Raw genomic sequence first — 20,494 nt, forward strand, 5'->3', positions numbered from 1 at the left:
GCCGACACGCACCCCGCCTGCGGACGATCGGCCGACCGGCACGGGACCGAGGTCCGGACACCTTGTGAACATGGTCACAAGCGGCATGTTTTCAGTGCTTTCCGTCCTCTTGACGGCCCTCGATGGTGCAGATTGGGCGTACCGCCGGGGAGGCGGCGCCGCGCGCCGCCCGCCTCCGGTGCCCACCCGTCCTGACCCCGACGGCCTCCCGAGGAGCGCACGTGGATGCTCTAGATCTCGCCCGGTGGCAGTTCGCCATCACCACCGTCTACCACTTCATCTTCGTGCCGCTGACGATCGGCCTCTCCCCCCTCGTCGCGATCATGCAGACGGCCTGGGTCCGCACCGGGAACGAGCGGTGGCTGCGCCTGACGAAGTTCTTCGGCAAGCTCCTGCTCATCAACTTCGCCCTCGGCGTCGTGACGGGCATCGTGCAGGAGTTCCAGTTCGGCATGAACTGGAGCGAGTACTCGCGCTTCGTCGGCGACGTCTTCGGCGCCCCGCTCGCGATGGAGGCGCTCGCCGCGTTCTTCGTCGAGTCGACGTTCCTCGGCCTGTGGATCTTCGGCTGGGACCGGCTGAACAAGAAGGTCCACCTCGCGTGCATCTGGGCCGTCGCGCTGGCCACCAACCTCTCCGCGTTCTTCATCCTCGCGGCGAACTCGTGGATGCAGCACCCGGTCGGGGCGGTCTACAACCCCGAGACGGGCCGCGCCGAGATGAACGACATCTGGGCCGTCCTCACCAACAACACCCTGCTCGCGGCGTTCCCGCACCAGATCACCGCCACGATGCTCACGGCGGGCACGTTCGTCACCGGGATCGCCGCGTGGTGGATGGTGCGCCTCGTTCGCACGAGGAAGGCGGAGAACGTCGAGCTCGCGCGCGACGTCTACCGCCCGGCGGTGACGCTCGGCGTCATCGCGATGCTCGTCGGCGGGATCGGCGTCGCGGTCTCCGGCGACGTCCAGGGCAAGATCATGTACGAGCAGCAGCCCGGCAAGATGTCGTCCGCCGAGGCGCTGTGCGAGGGCGAGGAGGGCGCGGCGTTCTCGATCCTCACGATCGGCGACCTGTCGAACTCGTGCGAGAACGTGCGGCACCTCATCGAGATCCCCGGTCTCGCGTCCTACCTGGGCACCGGGCACTTCTCCGGCCCGGAGAGCTACCTGCCCGGCGTCGAGGACGTCCAGGACGAGATGACCGAGCGCTTCGGCGACACCACCGCTGCCGGCGACCCCGTCATGTACACGCCGAACCTCGCGATCACCTACTGGGCGTTCCGCCTCATGATCGGCATGGCCGCCGGGTCCGTCCTGCTCGCGCTCATGGCGCTGTGGCTCACGCGCAAGGGCCGGGTCACCGACAACGTCTGGTTCGCGCGCGTCGGCCTGGTCGCGATCCCCATGCCGTTCCTGGCGAACTCGTTCGGCTGGATCTTCACCGAGGTCGGTCGCCAGCCGTGGGTCGTCGCGCCCAACCCGACGGGCATCGACCAGATCCGTCTGCTCACCGAGCGCGGCGTCTCGACGGTCGTCAGCCCCGGCATGGTGCTCACGTCGATGATCGTCTTCACGCTCGTCTACGGAGCGCTCGCCGGCGTCTGGTTCACGCTCATGCGTCGCTACGCGATCGAGGGCGTCCCGCTGACCGTGCGCGACGAGTCGCCCGAGGCGCAGGAGCCCCCGGGCGACGGGTCCGGCGACGCCGACGACGACGCCCACGCCCCCCTGTCCTTCGCCTACTGACGCCGCACCCCGTAGAGAGAGCTCTGGAGACACCACCGTGGATCTCGCCGTCGTCTGGTTCGTGCTCATCGCCGTCCTGTGGACGGGCTACCTCGTCCTCGAGGGCTTCGACTTCGGGGTCGGCATGCTCCTGTCGATCCTGCCCCGGGGCGACAAGGAGCACCGCGAGAAGGAGCGTCGCGTGCTCATCAACACCATCGGCCCCGTCTGGGACGGGAACGAGGTGTGGCTCCTCACCGCCGGCGGCGCGACGTTCGCCGCCTTCCCCGAGTGGTACGCCACCCTCTTCTCGGGGTTCTACCTGCCGCTCCTGCTCATCCTCGTCGCGCTCATCGTGCGCGGGGTCGCGTTCGAGTACCGCGGCAAGATCTCCGACCCGCAGTGGGCGCGTCGCTGCGACGTCGCCATCCAGGTGGGCTCGTGGGTGCCCGCGGTCCTGTGGGGCGTCGCGTTCGCCAACCTCGTGCGCGGCGTCCAGCTCGACGCCGACCACCAGTTCGTCGGTGGCTTCTTCTCCCTGCTCTCCCCGTTCGCGCTGCTCGGCGGTCTCGTCACCCTGAGCCTGTTCCTGCTGCACGGCGCGGTGTTCGTCGCGCTGAAGACCGACGGCGAGATCCGGCACCGCGCCCGGCAGCACGCCTGCGTGCTGGGCGTCGTGGCCCTCGTGCTCGCGGGCGGCTGGGCCCTGTGGGCGCAGGTCACCTATTCCGTGCCGTGGACGTGGCTCGCCGTCCTGGCCGCCGCGGGCGGCCTCGTCGCGGCGCTGGTCGCCACCGCGCGCGGGCGGGAGGGCTGGGCGTTCGGCGCGTCCGCGCTGACGATCGTCGGCGCGGTCGTGCTGATCTTCGGCTCGATGTACCCCGACGTCATGCCCGCGACGGATCCCGCGAACTCTCTGACGGTCCACAACGCGTCGTCGACCGACTACACGCTCACGGTCATGACGTGGGTCGCGCTGGTGCTCACGCCCCTGGTCATCGGCTACCAGGCCTGGACGTACTGGGTGTTCCGCCGTCGTCTGTCGACGCGGGACATCCCCGCACCGGCGGGGCTCTCGCTGAAGAAGGTCCGCGAGGCGGCCTTCGGCGGGGCGTCCTCCGGCGGGGCGGCAGGACGGGAGCTCGGCGCCGGGGCCGGGTCTCGCGGTTCCGGCCGCGGGGACGGCAGCGCGTGAAGCCGCTCGACCCGCGGCTCCTGCGGCAGGCGCGCGCCGCACGGGGCTACGTCGTCCTCACGGCGGTGCTCGGGTTCGTCACGGCGGCGCTCGTCGTCGCGCAGGCCCTCCTGCTCGGTGCGATCCTCGCCCCGGCGATCCAGGGCACGGCCGCCCTGCCCGACGTCGCGGGCCGGGTCGGTCTGCTCGCCGCCGTGGTCGCGGCGCGGGCGGGCGTGTCGTGGGCGCAGGAGCGGTTCGCGCTGCGGGCGGCGACCCGCACGGTGTCCGAGCTGCGCGAGCAGGTCGTCGCGCACGCGGCGGCGCTCGGCCCGCGCTGGCTCGCGAGCGGACGCGGACCGGCCGTCGCGACCCTCGCGACGCGTGGTCTCGACGCGCTCGAGCCCTACCTCGTGCGCTACCTGCCGCAGCTCCTCCTCGCGGCGACGGTCACGCCCGCCGCGCTCGCCGTCGTCCTCGGGCTGGACTGGGTCTCCGCGCTGGTGATCGCCGGGACCATCCCTCTCGTCCCGCTCTTCATGGTCCTCGTCGGGCAGCTGACGGCCGGTACGTCGGAGCGGCGGCTCGTCGTCATGCAGCGGCTGGGCGCGCAGGTGCTCGACCTGCTCGCGGGTCTGCCCACGCTGCTCGCGTTCGGGCGCGCCCGCGGCCCCGAGCGCCGCGTGCGGGCCCTCGGTGACGCCAACCGCCGCGCGACGATGGGCACCCTGCGCGTCGCCTTCCTCTCGGGCATGGTCCTCGAGCTGCTCACGACCCTGTCCGTCGCCGTCGTTGCGGTGGGGGTCGGGCTGCGACTGGTGCACGGCGGGATGGAGCTCGAGCCGGCGATCGCCGTGCTCGTGCTCGCGCCCGAGGTCTACCTCCCGCTGCGCCAGGTGGGCCTGCACTTCCACGCGTCGACCGACGGCATCGCCGCGGCGCAGCAGGCGTTCGACCTCCTCGACGAGCCCGCCCCCGAGCCGGGGCGACGCCCGGCGCCCCGCCTCGCCGGGTCGACCCTCACCCTGCACGGCGTGGGGGTGCGTGCGGGCAACCGCGGCGTCCTCGCGCCCGCCGACCTCGATCTCGTGCTGCCCGTCGCCGCGTCCTCCGGTCCGGGCTGCGTCGTCGCGCTCGTCGGGGCGAGCGGGGCGGGCAAGACGACGGCGGCGCAGGTGCTCCTGGGTCTCGTCCGGCCCGACGCCGGGGACGTCACCTGGACGACGGCCGACGGCGAGCGCGTCCGTCTCGCGGAGATCGACCTCACGACCTACTGGCCTCAGGTCGCGTGGCTCCCCCAGCGCCCGGCGCTCGCTCCCGGGACCCTGCGCGAGTCCGTGACGGACGGACTCGACGTCGACGACGCGACGCTCGCGCGCGCGGCCCGCACCGCGGGGCTCGACGCCGTCGTCGCGGGGCTGCCCGACGGCTGGGACACCCCCGTGGGGCGGGGCGGGACCGGACTGAGCGTCGGGCAGCGCCAGCGCGCCGCGCTCACCGCGGCCTTGCTCGGCGACCCCGCGCGCACGCCGCTCGTGGTGCTCGACGAGCCCACCGCCCACCTCGACGCGCGCGGCGAGCAGGTCGTGCTCGACGCCGTGCGTGCGTGGCGCGAGCAGGGCCGGACCGTGCTCGTCGTGGCGCACCGTGCGTCGCTCGTGGGCGCCGCGGACCAGGTCGTCGAGGTCACGGCGGCTCCGCTCACCGCGGGACGGGAGAACGGGACGGGCACGGAGGACACGGCGGAGGTGGGCATCTCGGACCCGGTGCTCGTGGCGGAGAAGGTGGCCCTGGTGGACCCGGCGCACGCACCCCGTGGCCGGTCCGAGGTACAGGCTCCCGCGGCGGTGGACGCATGACCCGGCTGCGGAGACGTCTCGACGCCGACCCGCTCTGGCGGGCCGTCGGCCTGCTCGACGTCCGCTGGCGCCGCGTCCTGTGGGCCGTCACGCTCGGCACGCTCGCGCTGGGCAGCTCCGTGGCGCTCGCGGCGGTCGCGGCGTGGCTCATCGCCCGCGCGTCGCAGATGCCGCCCGTGCTCACGCTGTCGGTCGCGGTCGTCGCGGTGCGCGCGTTCGGGATCTCTCGCGGCGTGTTCCGCTACCTCGAACGGCTCGCGTCGCACGACGTCGCGCTGCGCGGCATGGCCGCGCTGCGCGCCAACCTGTACACGGCTCTGGCCGGAGGCTCCCCCGCGGCGCTCGTGCGGCTGCGCCGCGGCGACCTGCTCGCGCGCGTCGGGGCCGACGTCGACGACGTGGGCGACGTGGTCGTGCGCGCGCTGATCCCCGCGGGCGTCGCGCTCGCGGTGTCCGTCGGCTCGGTGGTGCTCGTCGCGGCGTTCCTCCCGGCGGCAGGGCTCGCGCTCGCGCTGTGCCTCGTGCTCGCCGCGGTCGTCGCGCCGTGGCTCTCGGCCCGCTCGGCGCGCGACGTCGAGGACCGTGGTGCCACCGCGCGCGCCGCGATGACCGCGTCAGCGCTCGAGATCCTCGAGGAGTCGGGCCCTCTCGCGGTGTCCGGCCGTCTTCCCGGTCGCCTCGCCGACCTACGCTCCGCGGACCGCGACCTCGCCCGCGCGAGCGACGACGGCGCCCGCACCGCCGGGGTCTCCGCCGCTCTCGCCGCGGCGGCCGTCGGGACGGCCGTGCTCGCGGCCGTCGTGCTGGGACTGCCCGCCGTCGTGTCGGGGACGCTCACGCCCGAGGAGCTGTCCGTCGTCGTGCTCACGCCGCTCGCGATGTTCGAGGCGGCGAACGCGCTCCCTGCCGCGGCGGTCCAGCTGCACCGCTCGCGCCAGGCCGCGCGCCGCGTCATGGCCCTGCTCGACGTGTCAGGACCACCGGTCACCGGGGTGACCCCTCGCGCTGACAGGACTGTGATGAGCGGCCTCGAGTCAGGGCCACAGGACACCGGGGTGATTCCTCGCCCTGACACCACGCTCGTGCTCGACGGCGTCGCGTGCGCCTGGCAGACCCATGGCCCGCGGGCACGCACCGTCGTCACCGGCGTCGACCTGACCGTTGGACCGGGCCGCGCCGTCGCGCTCGTCGGGCCGTCCGGCATCGGGAAGACGACGCTGCTCGCGACCGCTGCGGGTCTGCTCGCCCCGACCGCCGGGCGCGCGACGCTCGACGGCGTCGACGTCGCCTCGCTCCCGCGCGACGAGGCAGCGCGCCGAGTCGTGCTCGTCGCCGAGGACGGCCACGTCTTCGACACCACCGTGCTCGAGAACCTGCGCGTCGCGCGCGGTGACGTCAGCGCCGCCGAGGCCGAGGCCGTGCTGCACGACGTGGGACTCGGCGCGTGGCTCTCCGGCCTGCCGGAGGGCGTCGCCACGACGCTCGGCCCGGACGCGACCGACGTGTCGGGCGGTGAACGACGTCGTCTCCTCGTCGCGCGCGCGCTGCTCGCCCCGGCGCCGCTCCTGCTCGTGGACGAGCCGGCCGAGCACCTCGACCCCGGCACCGCGGACGCCCTGGTGCGACGTCTGGTGGCGACCACGCGGCCGGTCACCACCCGGACGGGCACGATGTCCGACGTCGCCCCCCGCGGCCTCGTCGTCGCGACGCACCGGCTCGGCGCGCTCGAGTCGATGGACGAGGTGCTGCTCCTCGCACGCCCCGACGACGACCCGGACGGCCCGGCGCGCGTCGTCGCGCGCGGCACTCACGCCGAGCTGCTCGCACGACCGGACTACCGCTGGGCGCTCGAGCAGGAGACCGCCGCGACCGCCTGACGCGCCGAGATCGACCCGAGCGTCCCGAGATCGACCCTCAGAGGGTCGACGTCGCGGCGCCGGGGTCGATCTCGCGTGGGACGGTCAGCGCGAGCCGAGACGCGCGAGGAACAGCGCCTCGCCGACCGCGAGGTGCTCGATCTCGCTCGGCGCGACGGACTCGTTCGGCGCGTGGATGAGGCACGCGGGCTCCTCGACGCCGAGCAGCACGATCTCGGCGTCCGGGTACTGCCCGGCCAGCACGTTGCACAGCGGGATCGAACCGCCCTGGCCCGCCGTGACCGTCTCGCGCCCGTACGCGTCCGCGAGCGCGCTGGACAACGTGTCGAACACGTGACCGCTCGTGCGCGCCTGGAACGGCTGGCCTGCAGCGTCGCGCTCGACGGTCACGCGCACGCCCCACGGCGCGTGCGCCTCGAGGTGCGCGACGAGCAGGTCCTGCAGCTCGACGGCGTCCGCACCGGGGGGCACGCGCAGGTTGAGTCGTGCCGACGCGCGCGGCTGGATCGCGGCCGCGGACCCGACGACGCTCGGTGCGTCGATCCCCAGGATCGTGACGACGGGCCGCGCCCACAGCCCGTCCGCCACGGTCCCGCTCCCGACGAGCCCGACGCCGTCGAGCACGCCCGCGTCGCGCCGGAACTGGTCGGCGTCGTACGCGACGCCGGGCCACGTGCCGCGCGCGACGGCGTCGGGAAGCCCGTCGATCGTCGTGTCACCGCGGTCGTCGCGCAGGCTCGCGAGGATCGCGACGAGCGCCGCGAGCGCGTCCGGTGCCGCGCCGCCGTACATGCCCGAGTGGATCTCGCCCGCGAGCGCCTCGACGTGCACGACGACGTTGGCCGCGCCGCGCAGGGTCACGGTGAGCGTCGGCAGCCCGAGCTCCGCGTTCCCCGTGTCCTGCACGAGCATCGCGTCGGCGGCGAGCGCCCCCGGGTTCGCCTCGACCCAGCGCTCCAGGCCGCCGGTCCCCTGCTCCTCCGACCCCTCGACGACGAGCCGGATCCCCACCGGGTAGTCGTCGCCGCCGAGCGCGCGCAGCGCCCGCAGCGCCGTGAGGTGCGTGACGACGTTGCCCTTGCAGTCCGCCGCCCCGCGGCCGTGCAGGCGGCCTTCGCGCTCGGTGAGCTCGAACGGGGGGCTGGTCCACGCGTCGTCGTCCAGCGGGGGCTGCACGTCGTAGTGCGCGTAGAGCAGGACCGTCGGGGCGCCGTCGGGCCCCGGCCGGTGACCGAGGACGACCTGCGAGCCGTCGGGCGTCGTCTCGAGCCGCGTGTCGATGCCTTCGGCGGCGAACGCGTCCGCGACCCAGCGGGCGGCCCGCTCGCACTCGGCACGGGGGAACAGGCGTTCGTCCGCCACGGACGGGATCGCGACGAGCGTGCGCAGGTCCGCCAGCGCGCGGGGCATGAGCTGCCCGACGGCGCCCCGGACCTCCTCGACGTGACCCGCGTCCGCGGGCGTCGTGGCCGCGGTCGGCGTGCCGTCGTTCACGAGTCCTCCTGGGGCGTGCCGTCGGACGTGTCGTCGGTCGTGGTCGTGCCCGTCGTGAGGTTGAGCGACTCGACGTACTCGTCGAACGCGTCGAGCTGCTCGGGGCAGTACACCTCGATGACGAGGCGGTCGCCGGCGAGGCGTCGCTCGTCCACCAGCGACGGTCGGAGGCCAGGGCCCACGGCGCCGTTGGCCGCACCGAGGTTCGCGGTCGCGTCGACGAGCGCGGTCGGGTCGGTGCAGAACGCGCCGCCGTCGCTACCCAGCACCTGCACGAGGGTCTCCTGGTCGATGCCCACGACGCCGATGGCGACGAGCTGCTCGTGGAGCACGGCGGCCTTCTCCTCGGCCTCGCGCGCGTCGCGGTTCGCGCGCAGGTTGGAGAACTGCACGATCATCACGACGCCGAGCGCGACCAGCACGAGGGCGACGGCCGTGTAGACGACCCAGCGGCGCGGTCGCGGCTCCTCGGGCTCGTGCCGGGGTACGTGCGTGGCGGTCCCTGTCGTGGACGACATGTCAGGCCTCCGTCCCGTCAGTCGTCGCGGTGTCCAGGTCGCCGTCCTGCTCCGCCGTCTCCGCGGCGGTGACCGGGTTCTTCCAGGACGGCTTGCGCAGGAGGTAGAAGAGGGCGGGCACGAGGAGCCCGATGATCCCGAGGCCGCCGCCGACGATGAGCACGTACACCCCGACGCTCCCGCTCGAGAACTGCGCGGGCGGGACGAAGCCGATCACCATCGCGGCGACCGAGGCGATGAAGCCGACCACGCACAGGAGCGTCAGGGCCGGAGCCCGGTAGCCGCGCGGGTGGTCGGGCTTGATGCGTCGGAGGCGCACGGCGGCGACGAACAGCAGCAGGTACATCACGAGGTAGACCTGCGTCGTGATGACGGACAGGATCCAGTACGCGCTCGACACGTCGGGGATGAACGCGTAGAGCAGCGCGATGAACGTGGTCACGACGCCCTGCGCGACGAGGATGTTCTGCTGCACCCCGTGCTTGTTGAGGCGCTGCAGGAAGGGCGGCAGGTAGCCCTCCTCGCGCGCGACGGTGAGCAGGCCCTTCGACGGGCCGGCGAGCCACGTGAGCATCCCGCCGAGCGACGCGGCGATGAGCATGAGCCCGAGGATCGGCGTCAACCAGCTCACGCCGAAGTTCGCGAAGAACGCGTCGAACGCCTGCATGACGCCCGCGGTGAGGCTGAGCTGGTCCGCGGGGATCACCCAGCTGATCGCGACGGCCGGGAGGATGAAGATGAGGAGCACGAGACCGATCGCGAGGAACATCGACCGCGGGAACTCCAGGCCCGGCTTGCGCAGGCTCGTCACGTGCACCGCGTTCATCTCCATGCCCGCGTAGGATAGGAAGTTGTTGACGATGAGCACGAGCGACGCGAGACCGGTCCACGCGGGCAGGAGGTGCTGCGCGTCCATGGGCGCCGCCGAGGTGTTTCCCTGTCCGAGGAACACGATCCCCAGCACGACGAGGATCGCCGCGGGGATGAGCGTGCCGATGATCAGGCCCATGCTCGACAGCCCCGCGACGGTCTTCGTCCCCTGGGAGGACAACCACACTCCTGACCAGAACAGCACGACGATGACGATCGCGACGTACAGCCCGTTGCTCGCGAGCGCCGGGTTGATGACGTACGCGAGCGTGCTCGCGACGTACCCGAGCAGGCTCGGGTAGTAGAAGATCGTCATCGCGAACTGGCACCAGACCGCCAGGAACCCGAGCGGCTTCGACACGCCGTCGGCGACCCAGCGGTACACGCCGCCCGACCAGCCGGACGCGAGCTCGGCGGACACGAGCGACGTCGGCAGCAGGAAGACGATCGCCGGGACGACGTAGAGGAACACCGCCGCGAGCCCGTAGACCGCCATCGTCGGGGCGGCGCGCAGGCTCGCGACCGACGACGTGATCATGAACGCGAGCGTGATCCAGGTGATGTAGTTGCGCGGCGTGCGGGCGGTGATCGCGGCGCGCACCTGCGCTCGCGACGGCGCGCCGGCCGCCGCACCGGGCGGTGACCCCTCCCTCGCGGACCCCCCGCTCGACGGCGCTGCTGACGACTCGCTCACCGCTCCACCCCCGTGCTCCGAGGTCCACGACGGGACCGGCCAGGACGGCGCGCCGTCGTCGTGACGGCGTCATCTGGAACATAGCGCCGTGCCACGGGAACCGCCCCCGGAAGGCGTCGTGACCAGGGCGCCCGCGTGCGGCCGGTCACCCGCCCGTCACCGGCTGCTACGGTCGCGAGGGCGCCGGACCCGACGTGCCGCGACCGGGCCATGTGCGCCACCCCTCGACGACGACACGCTGGAGACGACGGTGAAGATCCTCGTGCCCGACACGATTCCCCTGGACGTCCGCCCCGGGCCCGGCGACGAGGTCGTCGTCTACGACGCGTCCGCACCGCTCGCGGTCGCGGACCGCGACGCGCAGGTTCTCGTCGCGTGGGCGAACACGCCCGAGAACCTCGCCGACGCCGCGCGCCACCTCACCGGGCTGCGCTGGGTCCAGACGCTCGCCGCCGGGCCCAACGCCGTGCTCGCCGCAGGCTTCGGACCCGGCGTGACGGTCACGTCCGGGCGGTCCCTCCACGACGGTCCCGTCGCGGAGCACGCGCTCGCCCTCGTCCTCGCCGCCGTGCGACGCCTCGACGAGCTCGGGGGCGCGCAGCGCGACCACCGCTGGGACCGGACGGTGAACGCCGCCCAGGCGGCCCCGGCGACCGCTGGTCGGTACACGCTCGACGGCGCGCACGTGGTGATCTGGGGCTTCGGCTCGATCGCGGCGCGCCTCGCCCCCCTGCTCGTCGCGCTCGGCGCACGCGTCACGGGCGTCGCGAGCCGCCCCGGCGAGCGGCACGGGTTCCCGGTCGTCACCGATGACGACGTCGCCGCGGTCCTGCCGACCGCCGACGTCCTCGTCTCACTCCTTCCCGCGCTGCCCGCGACGCGACACGCGCTCGACGCGCGGCGCATCGACCAGCTTCCCGACCACGCAGTCTTCGTGAACGTCGGCCGCGGGGCGACGGTCGACGAGGAGGCGCTCGTCGCCGCGCTCCGCGAGGGCCGGCTCGGGGGCGCCGCGCTCGACGTCACCGAGACGGAGCCGCTGCCGGCCGGCTCACCGCTGTGGGACGCGCCGCGCCTGATCCTCACGCCGCACGTCGCGGGCAACCGCCCGCAGCGCGCGTCCGACCTCCTCAACGCCAACCTCGACGCCCTGCACGCCGGCGAGGAGCTGCGCAACGTCGTCCCCCGCTGACGCCTGGGCGAGGGGCAGGCGGACAGACCTCTCACCAGCGGCCGTTGCGCGGCCTGGGCTGGCAGCGCGGGCACGTGTACGCCGAGCGGTTCATGAACTCGTCGCGCCGCACGGGCGTCCCGCAGCGGGGACACGGGTCGCCCTCCTGCCCGTACACCGCGAGCGAGCGCGAGAAGTAGCCGGACTGCCCGTTGACGTTCACGTACAGCGCGTCGAAGCTCGTCCCGCCCTGCGCGAGAGCCTCGGACATGACCTCGGCCGCAGCGTCGAGCAGGCGGTGCGCCTCCGTGCGGCGCAGCGTGTCCGTTGCGCGCGCGTAGTGCAGGCGGGCGCGCCACAGGGCCTCGTCGGCGTAGATGTTCCCGACGCCGGACACGACCGTCTGGTCGAGGAGCGCGCGCTTCACGCCGGTCCGACGACGGCGGACCGCGTCGACCACGACGTCGCGCCGCAGGGCGGGGTCGAGGAGGTCGCGCGCGATGTGCTCGACCGGACCCGGGACGGCGGCGAGGTCCGAGCCGAGGCCGCCCGGGGCGCCGTCGGGCGTGGGGACGAGGTCCTGGACGGACAGGTGGCCGAACGTGCGCTGGTCGACGAAGTCGAGCGCCTGCGCGTCCCCGCCGCCCTCGGGCTCGAGGACGACCCGGACCCGCAGGTGCGGGGACCGCACGTCGAGCGCGTCGCCCGACCGCACGAGGAGCTGGCCGGACATGCCGAGGTGCGCGAGCAGCGCGGCCGCGGGCCGGGCGTCGAGGGAGGTTCGTCCGCCACCGGACGGGGCCGACGCCGGTGACCCCAGCGGGAGCCAGAGGAACTTGCCTCGCCGCACGGCGGCGTCGAGGCGCAGCCCGAGGAGCTGGTCGCGGAAGCCCGCCGGGCCGCCGTCGTGCCGCCGCACGCTGTAGTCGCGCAGCACCTCGACGTCCGTCACGACACCGCCGAGCACGTGTCGTGCGAGGCCGTCGCGGACGGTCTCGACCTCGGGGAGCTCAGGCACCCGCGCCCTCGGGAGCCGTCTCGCCGTCCGTCTCCGCCCGCCCGGCCAGGGCCTGCGCGCGCTCGACGGCGATCGTCCGGTAGGCGCGCTCCGCGGCCTCCTGCTCGGCGTACTTCTTCGCCGTGCCGCTGCCCGTCCCGTACAGGCGGCCGTCCAGGTGCACGTACGACGTGAAGACGCGGGCGTGGTCCGGCCCGACGGCGTCGCTCGAGTAGGCGGGCGGGCTCATGCCCGCCTCCGCGGCCGCCTCCTGCAGCGACGTCTTCCAGTCGAGGCCGGCGCCGAGGTCGGCCGCGGCCGCGAGGCGTGGCTCGACGAGCCGCAGCACGAGGCCGCGCGCGGGCTCGAGGCCGTGGCTCAGGTAGACGGCGCCGATGAGCGCCTCGACCGTGTCGGACAGGATCGAGTCCTTGTCGTTGCCGCGCGTACGGATCTCGCCCTTGCCGAGCAGGACGTACCGCCCGAGGTCGAGGGCGCGCGCGATGATCGCGAGGGACTTCTGCGACACCGTCGCGGCCCGCATCTTGGCGAGCTCACCCTCCGACAGGTCTGGGTGGCGACGGTAGAGCGTCTCGGTGACGACGAGCCCGAGCACGGTGTCCCCGAGGAACTCGAGGCGCTCGTTCGTCGGGATGCCACCGTTCTCGTGCGCGAACGACCGGTGCGTGAGCGCAAGGACGAGAAGCTCGGGGTCCAGCTGGACCCCGAGCTTCTCGAGCAGACCGGTTGCCGGTGCAGCCGGTGCCACGCGCCTCAGCCTGCGTGCTCGGTGCGCAGCGCCTCGGCGTACTGGCGGGCCTTGTAGGTGCCGCACGTCGGGCAGGCTGCGTGCGACAGCTTGTCGCCCTTGCACTGCGGGCAGGTCGTGAGGTTCGCGGCGGTCGTCTTCCACTGCGAACGACGCGCACGGGTGTTGCTGCGCGACATCTTGCGCTTCGGAACAGCCACGGCTAGCTCTCTTTCGTCTCGTCGGACACGTTCGAGGAGTCGAACATGCTCTCCAGCGCCGACCACCGAGGGTCGACAAGTTCGTGCGTGTGCCCCGGGTCCTCGGCGAGGCGTGCTCCGCACTCGGAGCACAGGCCCGGGCAGTCCGGACGGCACACCGGACTGAATGGTAGTGCAGTCACCACGGAATCCCGAAGCGCGGGCTCGATGTCGGCGAGGTCGCCGTCGAGCTCGTAGACGTCCTCGGCGTTCTCGAGATCGTCTCCGGAGTCCTGCGCCGCCTGCGCGCGCTCGGGGTAGGCGAACAGCTCCGTGAGCTGGACGCTCACGGGCTCGGTCACCTCGTCGAGGCACCGGACGCACTCCCCCACGGCCCGCCCGGAGACGGTGCCGGTGACCAGCACGCCTTCCATCACGGCGGAGAGGCTCAGGTCGAGCTCGAGCTCGCTGCCCTCGGGGATCCCGATGACCGCCGTCCCGAGGTCCGCGGGCGCCGCGACCGTCCGACGGATGTCGAGCATGCTTCCGGGTCGCCGACCGAGCTCGTGCGTGTCGAGCACGAGCGGCGACGTCTTCTCGGCGGCGATGGCGCGCTCCAGGGTCGGTCTCCTGCCGGGCAGGAGGGGTCTACGGACGGTGTCGGGGACGGTCGGGCCGACGTCGTGCCGGTCACCGACGCGGGACGGCGCCGTGCGGGAGCAGGGCGTGGGCCTCACGACGGTCGGCAGGACGAGTTCACCGAACCAAAGGACGATCTTACGGCACCGCGAGGGGTGAGGCCAACGTGATCGGGATGCGGCTAGCCCGCCGGCCGCGCGGTGGGCTGTTCGGTCGACCGCGACGCCATCGTGCTCGGGAACGGCGACGGTTCCGGGGCCCGGCCGGCACCGTCCAGGCGCCCCGCGAGCTTCGCGCGACCCGCCTGGACCTGCGCGAGCACCTTGCCGAGGTCGACCTCGAAGTCTGCGAGGCGCTGGTCGCAGTAGTCGTCCGCGTCACGGCGGAGCCCGTCGGCAGCTCGCTCGGCCTCGGTCACGATCTCGTGGGCCCGCGACTGCGCCTGGACGACCACCTGCTCCGCCTGCACGAGCTCGATCGCCCGCGCACGTGCCGTCGTGAGGATCTCCTCCGCCTGGCGGTGCGCGTCCTCGAGGACGGCGTCCGCCTCGGCGAGCACCTCGTCGGCGTGGGCGAGCTGCTCGGGCAGCGCCGCACGGAGCTCGTCGACGAGCGCGAGCGCGTCCGCCTTGTGCACCAGGACGGAGGCCGACATCGGCATCGTCCGCGCGTTCTCCACGAGGAGCGCGAGATCGTCGAGGATCGCGTGCAGCCCGGCCTGCGCCTCGTCGCCGGGCGGCACGCCCGTCGACCCGTCCCGCGTCCGCGCCACGTCGTGCTCGCTCATCCGTCCGATCCTCTCCGTCGTGCTCACCTGCTCGCCCGCTCCCGCGCCAGCGCCTGCCGTACCGCGTCCCCGACCCCCGGGGGCACGAGGTCGTCCACCGGACCACCGTGCCGAGCCACGTCCTTCACGAGCGACGACGCGACGTGCAGGAGCGACGCCTCACCGGCGACGAACACCGTCTCGACGCCGGCCAGGTGCCGGTTCATGAGCGCCATGGGGAGCTCGGCATCGAAGTCCGCGCCCCCGCGCAGGCCTTTCACGACCGCCGACGCGCCGATCTCCCGGCAGAAGTCCACGAGGAGCCCCGGGACGACCTCGACGCGCACCCCGTCCAGCCCCGCCTGCTCGACGGCCCGACGCGCGAGCGCGACGCGTTCGTCGGCGTTCAGGAGCGCGGTCTTCGACGCGTTGCGGGCGACGCCGACGACGACCTCGTCGAAGAGGGCGCGGGCGCGACGCACGATGTCGAGGTGGCCCAGGGTGATCGGGTCGAAAGACCCGGGACAGACGGCTGCGGTCACCTCGTCACGGTAGTACACAGGTGCGCCGATCCCCGGACCGACCCACCGGAGGCCGGACAGCGGTCAGACGGCCCCCGGCTCCACGTCGTCCGGGACCGCCGGTCCGGTGAAGAACACGGCCGTCTCGCCGTAGTCCTTGCGCGCGAGGAGCTCCCACCCGGCGGGCCAGTCCGGCTCGGCGGTGCGCGTCGAGCGCTCCACGACGACGACGGCCGCCGGGTCGAGCACGCCGGGCGCCGCCAGGTGGTCGAGCACCCGCCCGAGCGCGTCCGACGCGAGGTCGTACGGCGGGTCGAGGAACACGAGGTGGAAGGGGGCCCCGGCCGCGGCCGCCGTCGCGGCGAACGTCTCGGCGGGCTGCGCGACGACCCGGACGTCGCTCAGCTCCAGGGCCGCGACGTTGCGCCGGGCGACGTCGACGGCGACCCGCGCCGAGTCGACAAGCGTGACCTCGCGTGCCCCGCGGCTCGCCGCCTCGAGCCCGAGCGCGCCCGAGCCGGCGTAGAGGTCGAGGACGCGCGCGTCCTCGACCACGCCGTAGTGGTCGAGGCGCGAGAAGATCGCCTCCCGCACCCGGTCGCTCGTGGGACGGGTCCCTCGCGGCGGGACCTGGATGGTGCGTCCGCCCACGGTCCCCGCCACGATCCTCGTCACGCGGACAGCCTAACCACGAGCCGCTCGGCACCAGGAGCCGTGGGGCGCTGCACGCGGGCGGCGATCCGTCACGGTCCCCTTCGCGCGAGCCACGGGCAGGTGCGGGTCCCGGGCCGCGCGGGCGACGGTCACGCGCGCTCGAGGAACTCCTCGCGCTCGGGGTCGAGCTGGTCCGCGATCGCGGCGCGCAGCGCGGGGTGGCCCTCGAGCCCCGGGTCCTCGGCGACGACCGCCGCGGCGTCCTCGCGCGCCGTCGCGATGACGTCGGCGTCCTTGACGACGCGCAGGAGCCGCAGCGAGCTCGCGCGCCCGGACTGCGCCGCCCCGAGCACGTCGCCCTCGCTGCGCAGCTCGAGGTCGACCGTCGCGAGCTCGAACCCGTCGGTCGTCCGGGCGAGGGTCTCGACGCGCGTCGCTGCGGGCGTCCCGGGCTGCGCGGTCGAGACGAGGAGGCACAGGCCGGGCGCCGCACCGCGCCCGACGCGGCCGCGGAGCTGGTGGAGCTGCGAGATGCCGAACCGGTCCGCGTCGTGCACGACCATGACGGTGGCCTCGGGGACGTCCACGCCGACCTCGACGACCGTCGTCGACACGAGCACCTGGACGGCGCCGCTCGCGAAGGCCGCCATCACGGCGTCCTTCTCCGCGGGCGGCATCTGCCCGTGCAGGATCCCCACCGAGACGCCCGCGAGGCGCGGGTGCGCGCGCAGCTCGTCGGCGACCTCGAGCACGGCGCGCAGGGGTCGGCGGTCGGCCGACGAGCCGTCAGGGCCGTCCTCGAGCAGGAAGTCCGGCACCTCGTCGAACTCGTCGCCCTCCGCCCCGGCGCGCGGCGCGTCGTCGCCCGGCTCGTCGGGGTGGATGCGCGCGCACACGACGTACGCGCGGTGCCCGGCGTCGACCTCCTCGCGCACGCGCGCCCACGTGCGGTCCATCCAGGCCGCGTTGTCGGCCGGCACGACGTGCGTCGTGATGCCGGCGCGGCCCGCGGGGATCTCGGTGAGCGCGGACGTCTCCAGGTCGCCGAACACCGTCATCGCGACGGTGCGCGGGATGGGGGTCGCGGTCATGACGAGCACGTGCGGGCTCGTGCGGGCCTTCGCGCGCAGCGCGTCACGCTGCTCGACGCCGAACCGGTGCTGCTCGTCGACGACCACGAGGCCGAGGTCGGCGAACTGCACGTTCTCGGACAGCAGCGCGTGCGTGCCGACGACGATCCCGGCGGCGCCGCTCGCGGCGTCGAGCAGCGCCTCCTTGCGGGCCGCCGCGCCGAGCGAGCCCGTGAGGAGCGCGACCCGCGTCCCGTGCTCCGCGCCGCCCAGGAAACCGCCCTCGGCGAGCGGGCCGAGGAGCGTGCGCAGCGTGCGCGCGTGCTGCGCGGCGAGCACCTCGGTCGGCGCGAGGAGCGCGGCCTGGCCGCCGGCGTCGACCACCTGGAGCATCGCGCGCAGCGCCACGACCGTCTTGCCGGACCCGACCTCTCCCTGCAGGAGCCGCTGCATCGGCCGGGAACGGGTGAGGTCCTGCGCGACCTGCTCGCCGATCTCGCGCTGCCCGCGCGTGAGCTCGAAGGGCAGGGCGGCGTCGAGGTCGGCGAGGATGCCCGGCTCGCCCGGGGCGCGTGGCGGCCGCGCCGTCGCCGGCTGGGCCTCGGCCCGCGCGCGGCGTTCCGCGAGCGCCGCCTGGAGGACGAACGCCTCCTCGTAGCGCAGCCGGTCGCGCCCGCGCTGCCACTGCTTCTCGTCGTACGGCTCGTGCACGTCGCGCAGCGCCTCGAGCCGCGTGCCGAGGCCGCGCCGCTCGCGCACGGCGTCCGGCAGCGGGTCGGGCACGTCCTCCTCCCGCAGCGGGTCCAGGACCGTGCGCACCGCGGGCTGGATCTTCCAGCTCGGGAGGCTCCCGCTCGCGGGGTAGATCGGGATGGGCCGGCTGGCCTCGAGCACCGCGCTCTCGGTGTCCTCGGCGTCGTCGTCCATGCCGATGATGCGGTAGTCGGGGTGCGCGAGCTGGCGCGTCCCGCGGTAGACGCCGACGACGCCCGTGAAGAGGCCGAGCCTCCCGGGAGCCAGGCGCTGCTCGTGGTATCGCAGGGCCCCCGGGCCCTTGGCGAAGAACGTCAGGGAGAGCTGCTGCGGGCCGTCCGTGACGATCGCCTCGAGGATCGCCCCGGCACGGTTGCGCATGCGCCGCACGGTCGCCGAGCGGACCTGCGCGACGATCGTCACGTGCTCGCCGAGCGCGAGACCGCCGAGATCGGTGAGCTTCCCCGGGTCGCCGTAGCGGCGGGGATAGTGGCCCAGGAGCTCGCCGACGGTGTTCACCCCGAGCTTCGCCAGCGCCCCGGCGCTGCGCGTCCCGAGCGCCTTGGCGAGCGGCTCGGCCATCCGGTCCGTCATCCGGTGACACCTCCCTCGTGCCCGACTCCCTCGTGCCCGACGCCGCCCGGCGGCTCCGCCCCGAGCGTCACCGTCCCGCCCGGACGCCCCGACCGCAGGACGACGGTCTCCGTCCCGCCGGTGGACGCTCGCTCCACGACGGCCTCCAGCACCGCCGGCGCGACGTCGTCGTCCGCGAGGACCATGAGGATCTCGGTCGGCCCGGCGAGGATCTCGGTGAGGGCCTGACTGAGGGCCTGACTGAGGGCCTGACCGAGGGTCTGACCGAGTCCGGGACCGGACCCCGCGGGCAGCTCGTCCGCCGAACGCTCGGCGACGATCTCGACGGCGACGATCTCGACGGCAGCGACACGCACCGCCGCGGTCGCGCGGCGCGCCGCGGTGAGGCCGGTCGTGGCCCCGTCCCCCGTCGCGTCGTGGTCCACGAGCTGCGCCGCGGCGAGCGCGACGACGACGTGGAGGTCCGTCGGGGCGTCCAGCACGTCGAGCCGCTCGACGCCGTCGGCCCGCACCGCCGCGCGCGCCGCGGCGACGACGTCGTCGTCGAGGTGGGTGCCGGGCAGGACGGCGACGTGCGGCGCACCCGTGTCGACGACGAGGCGGTGCAGCGCGGCGGCGTCCACCGGCGAGCCCGGCTCCCGCAGGAGCACGACGGCGCCGGCCCGCGCGAGGTCGGCGACGAGACCGGGCGTCGTCGTCACCGCGACGAGCCCGACCGGAGACCGGGACCCGGCGGCGTGCCCGGTGCCGGCCAGGTGCCGGACCCGCACCTGGTGCAGCGATGCGTGGCCGGGCGGGAAGGCCTGCAGCACCTCGCGCCCGGCGGCCACCGCCGCGACCGGGTCGTCGGTGTGGACGTGCGCCTGCCACAGGCCCTTGGTGCGCCCCGCGCCGTCGCCGCCAGGTCCGGGACCGCGCTCGCCGATGGCCCGCCCCCCGACCACGACCACCGAGTCGCCGATGCCTCCGAGCGCGGCACGCAGGCGACCCGCGACGTCGACGGAGCCCGTCCGGGCGTCCGGGGACGACAGTGCCGGGTGTGTCGCCTCGACGACGTACATCACCTCGAGCTCGCCTCCTTCGCTCGGCGCGGCACGCTCTGCGCCGAGCCCTTCGTCGGCGCCTGGGTCCGGCGCCATGCCGGACATCATGTCGAGCACCTCCGACACGACGTCCAGCACCGAACCCCGGGCGGCGCCCGGCCCGCGGTCGCTGCGCGCGCCGGCGTCTCCCGGCGGCGGGGAGGCTGCCCGGCCGAGGGCGACCCGCAGCACGCCGAGCAGCACGGTCAGGCCGAGCGCGCCTGCGTCGAGCACCCGCGCCCGCGCGAGGACGTCCAGCTCGGAGCTCGAGCGCAGCGCGGCGGCCCGCGCGCCGTCGTGCGCGGCACCGGCGACGACGGCGGGACTCACGACGTGCCCGGCGGCCGCCCGCAGGTCCGCGGCGTGCGCTGCGTCCGCGGCGTGCGCCGCCCGTGGGGTCGACGCGTGCAGCGCTCGCGGGGTCGCGGCGTGCGCGGCGGCCCGGGCCGCGTCGTCCGCCGCCGTGAGGATCGTGCCCGGCAGCGGCTCGGCGACCGCTCCCCGCGCCGTGCGCGCGGCGGCGGCGAGCGCCGCGGCGAGCGCTGTCCCCGTCACCGTGCGGTGCGCGGCGAGCGCGACCGCGAGACCGCGCAGGTATTCGCTGAGGATGACGCCGGAGTTACCGCGCGCGCCCACGAGCGCGCCCCGCGCGAGCCGGACGAGCAGGTCGCCCGCGTGCTCCTCCCCGGAAGAGGCGGAGGCGCCGAGGGAGCGCGTCGCGTCGAGGAAGGTGAGGTACAGGTTCGTCCCGGTGTCGGCGTCGGCGACGGGGACGACGTTGACCCGGTCGAGCGCTGCCCGCGCCGCGCCGAGCGCCTCGACGCCGCCCCGGGCCCACGCGAGGACGTCAGCGGCGTCCATCACGTCGGTAGGGCCGCTCACGTCGGTCGGGCTCCTCGCTGGTCGGTCGATGCTCGGCAACACCGTAGTCTCTGCTCCGGAACCCGGCCGCAGGGGCCTAGCCGCGGGCGCTCATTTGAGCAGACGCCACCCGATCGGCTACCCTGAGGAGGTTGCCCGGGTGCTTCGTGCGCCACAAGCCGTACGACGTCCTCGTACGCGCCTCACGCCGTGCGAACGACCGGG

The 20,494-nt window shown here is 74.4% G+C and carries 17 protein-coding genes; 5 read left to right on the forward strand and 12 right to left on the reverse strand.

Annotated features, from left to right (window positions below; all coding sequences use genetic code 11):
- Positions 1 to 221 precede the first annotated feature (221 nt).
- Genes AC4H2G_RS08040 through cydC form a run of 4 tightly spaced genes read left to right on the forward strand, consistent with a single transcriptional unit; the run spans position 222 to position 6,637 of the window.
- The gene (locus tag AC4H2G_RS08040; RefSeq protein ID WP_494365230.1) at positions 222 to 1,748 is read left to right on the forward strand and encodes a cytochrome ubiquinol oxidase subunit I; all 1,527 of its coding nucleotides are present in this window, start codon (positions 222 to 224) and stop codon (positions 1,746 to 1,748) included.
- Positions 1,749 to 1,785: 37 nt separating this feature from the next.
- Positions 1,786 to 2,922 (forward strand): cytochrome d ubiquinol oxidase subunit II, encoded by a 1,137-nt coding sequence (gene cydB / locus AC4H2G_RS08045; protein ID WP_494365231.1) that lies wholly within the window; start codon positions 1,786 to 1,788, stop codon positions 2,920 to 2,922.
- A complete protein-coding gene (cydD, locus tag AC4H2G_RS08050; RefSeq protein ID WP_494365232.1) occupies positions 2,919 to 4,760 on the forward strand; it encodes a thiol reductant ABC exporter subunit CydD in 1,842 nt (613 codons plus the stop codon). The genes cydB and cydD overlap by 4 nt, the downstream gene beginning before the upstream one ends.
- Positions 4,757 to 6,637: a thiol reductant ABC exporter subunit CydC gene (gene cydC, locus AC4H2G_RS08055; RefSeq protein WP_494365233.1), complete on the forward strand. Its 1,881-nt coding sequence runs from the start codon at positions 4,757 to 4,759 to the stop codon at positions 6,635 to 6,637. The genes cydD and cydC overlap by 4 nt, the downstream gene beginning before the upstream one ends.
- 84 nt (positions 6,638 to 6,721) lie before the next feature.
- Here the strand turns inward: cydC and AC4H2G_RS08060 are convergent, their stop codons facing one another.
- From AC4H2G_RS08060 to gadC, 3 genes are read right to left on the reverse strand one after another with little or no spacing between them, the layout of a single operon-like run.
- Positions 6,722 to 8,131 carry a dipeptidase gene (locus tag AC4H2G_RS08060; RefSeq protein ID WP_494365234.1) on the reverse strand — a complete coding sequence of 470 codons (1,410 nt, stop codon included), beginning with the start codon at positions 8,129 to 8,131 and terminating at the stop codon, positions 6,722 to 6,724.
- Positions 8,128 to 8,649 (reverse strand): hypothetical protein, encoded by a 522-nt coding sequence (locus tag AC4H2G_RS08065; RefSeq protein ID WP_494365235.1) that lies wholly within the window; start codon positions 8,647 to 8,649, stop codon positions 8,128 to 8,130. The genes AC4H2G_RS08060 and AC4H2G_RS08065 overlap by 4 nt, the downstream gene beginning before the upstream one ends.
- 1 nt (position 8,650) lies before the next feature.
- Positions 8,651 to 10,213, reverse strand: coding sequence for a glutamate/gamma-aminobutyrate antiporter GadC (gene gadC, locus AC4H2G_RS08070; protein ID WP_494365236.1), 1,563 nt, complete (start codon positions 10,211 to 10,213; stop codon positions 8,651 to 8,653).
- Positions 10,214 to 10,463: 250 nt separating this feature from the next.
- Here gadC and AC4H2G_RS08075 point away from each other — a divergent pair, with 250 nt between their 5' ends.
- The gene (locus AC4H2G_RS08075) at positions 10,464 to 11,405 is read left to right on the forward strand and encodes a phosphoglycerate dehydrogenase (RefSeq protein WP_494365237.1); all 942 of its coding nucleotides are present in this window, start codon (positions 10,464 to 10,466) and stop codon (positions 11,403 to 11,405) included.
- Positions 11,406 to 11,436: 31 nt separating this feature from the next.
- Here AC4H2G_RS08075 and mutM read toward each other — a convergent pair whose 3' ends face one another.
- The 9 genes from mutM to AC4H2G_RS08120 all read right to left on the reverse strand — a co-directional run bounded on the left by mutM (position 11,437) and on the right by AC4H2G_RS08120 (position 20,290).
- Positions 11,437 to 12,402, reverse strand: a complete 966-nt coding sequence (mutM, locus tag AC4H2G_RS08080; RefSeq protein ID WP_494365238.1) for a bifunctional DNA-formamidopyrimidine glycosylase/DNA-(apurinic or apyrimidinic site) lyase — start codon at positions 12,400 to 12,402, stop codon at positions 11,437 to 11,439.
- Positions 12,395 to 13,150: a ribonuclease III gene (gene rnc / locus AC4H2G_RS08085; RefSeq protein ID WP_494365239.1), complete on the reverse strand. Its 756-nt coding sequence runs from the start codon at positions 13,148 to 13,150 to the stop codon at positions 12,395 to 12,397. The genes mutM and rnc overlap by 8 nt, the downstream gene beginning before the upstream one ends.
- Before the next feature lie 5 nt (positions 13,151 to 13,155).
- Positions 13,156 to 13,350: a 50S ribosomal protein L32 gene (rpmF, locus tag AC4H2G_RS08090; protein ID WP_251151686.1), complete on the reverse strand. Its 195-nt coding sequence runs from the start codon at positions 13,348 to 13,350 to the stop codon at positions 13,156 to 13,158.
- 2 nt (positions 13,351 to 13,352) lie between these two features.
- Positions 13,353 to 13,871 (reverse strand): YceD family protein, encoded by a 519-nt coding sequence (locus AC4H2G_RS08095; protein ID WP_494365378.1) that lies wholly within the window; start codon positions 13,869 to 13,871, stop codon positions 13,353 to 13,355.
- Between the two features lie 278 nt (positions 13,872 to 14,149).
- On the reverse strand, positions 14,150 to 14,755 hold the full coding sequence (locus AC4H2G_RS08100; RefSeq protein ID WP_494365240.1) for an ATP synthase subunit B family protein: 606 nt from the start codon (positions 14,753 to 14,755) through the stop codon (positions 14,150 to 14,152).
- A gap of 23 nt (positions 14,756 to 14,778) precedes the next feature.
- Positions 14,779 to 15,276, reverse strand: a complete 498-nt coding sequence (gene coaD / locus AC4H2G_RS08105) for a pantetheine-phosphate adenylyltransferase (RefSeq protein ID WP_494365241.1) — start codon at positions 15,274 to 15,276, stop codon at positions 14,779 to 14,781.
- A 63-nt stretch (positions 15,277 to 15,339) separates the two neighbouring features.
- On the reverse strand, positions 15,340 to 15,930 hold the full coding sequence (gene rsmD / locus AC4H2G_RS08110) for a 16S rRNA (guanine(966)-N(2))-methyltransferase RsmD (RefSeq protein ID WP_494365242.1): 591 nt from the start codon (positions 15,928 to 15,930) through the stop codon (positions 15,340 to 15,342).
- A 128-nt stretch (positions 15,931 to 16,058) separates the two neighbouring features.
- Positions 16,059 to 18,326, reverse strand: a complete 2,268-nt coding sequence (locus AC4H2G_RS08115; protein ID WP_494365243.1) for an ATP-dependent DNA helicase RecG — start codon at positions 18,324 to 18,326, stop codon at positions 16,059 to 16,061.
- Positions 18,323 to 20,290 carry a DAK2 domain-containing protein gene (locus AC4H2G_RS08120; RefSeq protein ID WP_494365244.1) on the reverse strand — a complete coding sequence of 656 codons (1,968 nt, stop codon included), beginning with the start codon at positions 20,288 to 20,290 and terminating at the stop codon, positions 18,323 to 18,325. Before AC4H2G_RS08120 ends, AC4H2G_RS08115 begins: the two co-directional genes overlap by 4 nt.
- Between the last annotated feature and the right edge of the window lie 204 nt (positions 20,291 to 20,494).

This window comes from Cellulosimicrobium sp. BMG9.23, from assembly GCF_059159985.1.

What these genes read in the sequence shown, in the direction of transcription:
- AC4H2G_RS08115 (WP_494365243.1), bottom strand. Translation starts at nt 18,326, where the DNA reads ATGACGGACCGGATGGCCGAGCCGCTCGCCAAGGCGCTCGGGACGCGC.
- AC4H2G_RS08095 (WP_494365378.1), bottom strand. Translation starts at nt 13,871, where the DNA reads ATGCTCGACATCCGTCGGACGGTCGCGGCGCCCGCGGACCTCGGGACG.
- cydC (WP_494365233.1), top strand. Translation starts at nt 4,757, where the DNA reads ATGACCCGGCTGCGGAGACGTCTCGACGCCGACCCGCTCTGGCGGGCC.
- AC4H2G_RS08100 (WP_494365240.1), bottom strand. Translation starts at nt 14,755, where the DNA reads ATGAGCGAGCACGACGTGGCGCGGACGCGGGACGGGTCGACGGGCGTG.
- AC4H2G_RS08065 (WP_494365235.1), bottom strand. Translation starts at nt 8,649, where the DNA reads ATGTCGTCCACGACAGGGACCGCCACGCACGTACCCCGGCACGAGCCC.